Genomic DNA, 1,346 nt, shown 5'->3' with positions numbered 1-1,346 from the left:
CGACATGACGACCTCGGGCATCTCGACGCCCGAGCGCGAAAAGCTCTATGCCTTTGCGCCGTACATCCAGCTCAAGCACCACGTCTGGATGTTGACGACCCACACGCCGGTGCGCGGCGGCCTGGCCGAGTTCGTGGCCACGCCCACGCTGCGCTGGGGCGCCGTGCGCGGCTACAAGCACACGCCGGCCTACGACGCAGCGCTGGAGCAGGCGCGCAGCCAGGGCCGCGTGGTCGAGGCGACTGACGATGGCGCCTTGCTGCGCCTGCTGGCCGAGGGCACGGTGGACGCGATCATCGCCCACTCGGTGGTGATCCGCCGCTATGCCGCAGAGCACCCGCGCAAGCCGCAACTGGTGGCGTTCGACTGGGCGCCGCAGCAATCGGTGATGCCCGAAGGCATGGTGTTCTCTCGGGCCCGCTTCAGCGAAGCGGAACTGGCCTACTGGCGCAACCTGGTGCGCGAGATCGTCCGTGACGGCACGTTCGCGCGTATTGCCCGCCGGCATGTGGCCGATGACGAGGTGTCAGACCTGGTGCCGCGGGAATAGACGTCGATCAGCCCTGCGTCAACGCCGTCAGCACCTCGGAGCGGAACTCACGCCGGTACAACACGCCGACCACGAAGGCGGTGGCGCCCAGGCAGACCCAGGGCGAGAAGAACCAGCCGATGCCGGCAAAGGCCATGTAGTAGGCACGCAGGCCATCGTTGAAGGTTTCGGCGGCCAGGCCCATCACGCCGCCGGCCCGCGCGGCGAAGGCTTCGCGCTCGGCATCGGTCCACGGCGCATTGAACTCGGGCGCCGACGCCACCAACAGCGCGCCGAAGGTGTACTGCCGCATGCTCCAGGTGAAGCGGAAGAAGGCGTAGACGAAGATGGCGGTCAGCATCGCCACCTTCAGGTCGAACACGAGCACCGAGGTGCGCGCGGCGAACGGGATCTCGCGCACGAACTCRGTCGCCTTGTCGGTGGTGCCCAGCACCGCCAGCAGGCCACCGATGATCAGGATCGTGGTCGAGGCAAAGAACGAGGGGCTGGTCGACAGGTTCTGCACCGTCACGCCGTCGATCACCCGGTTCTCGCGCATCGTTGTCTGCAGCATCCACTGGCGCCGGATCAGGTTGGTCGCGGCCAGGACGGACGGCTGGCTCTGCGCGTGCCGCCGCGCGAACTGCGCATAGCCCACCCAGGCCGCGAAGAGGCAGATGACGGCCAGCCAGTCGAGGGCCGGCAACACGCTCAGCGCGGTCAGGGTGAGGTTCATGCCCGCGACTTTAGCGGCGCCGCGGGCATCCTGGCCTTCAGTTCAAACGGGCGAGGTCGAACACCAGCACGTCGGCGCCGC

Annotated in this window: 2 protein-coding genes; one reads left to right on the top strand and one right to left on the bottom strand. The window is 68.1% G+C overall.

The features are described from left to right. Positions 1 to 550 (top strand): substrate-binding periplasmic protein (locus tag AC1DYI_RS35820; RefSeq protein WP_477208846.1); only part of this gene is annotated, 550 nt, incomplete at its 5' end. Positions 551 to 557: 7 nt separating this feature from the next. On the opposite strand, the gene AC1DYI_RS35815 is transcribed toward AC1DYI_RS35820, so the two are convergent. Continuing rightward, positions 558 to 1,265 carry a DUF599 domain-containing protein gene (locus AC1DYI_RS35815; protein ID WP_477208845.1) on the bottom strand — a complete coding sequence of 236 codons (708 nt, stop codon included), beginning with the start codon at positions 1,263 to 1,265 and terminating at the stop codon, positions 558 to 560. Positions 1,266 to 1,346: the final 81 nt, after the last annotated feature.

This window comes from Ideonella sp. P3_A4 (genome assembly GCF_056403075.1).
This window is presented reverse-complemented; position numbering and strand designations above follow the sequence as displayed.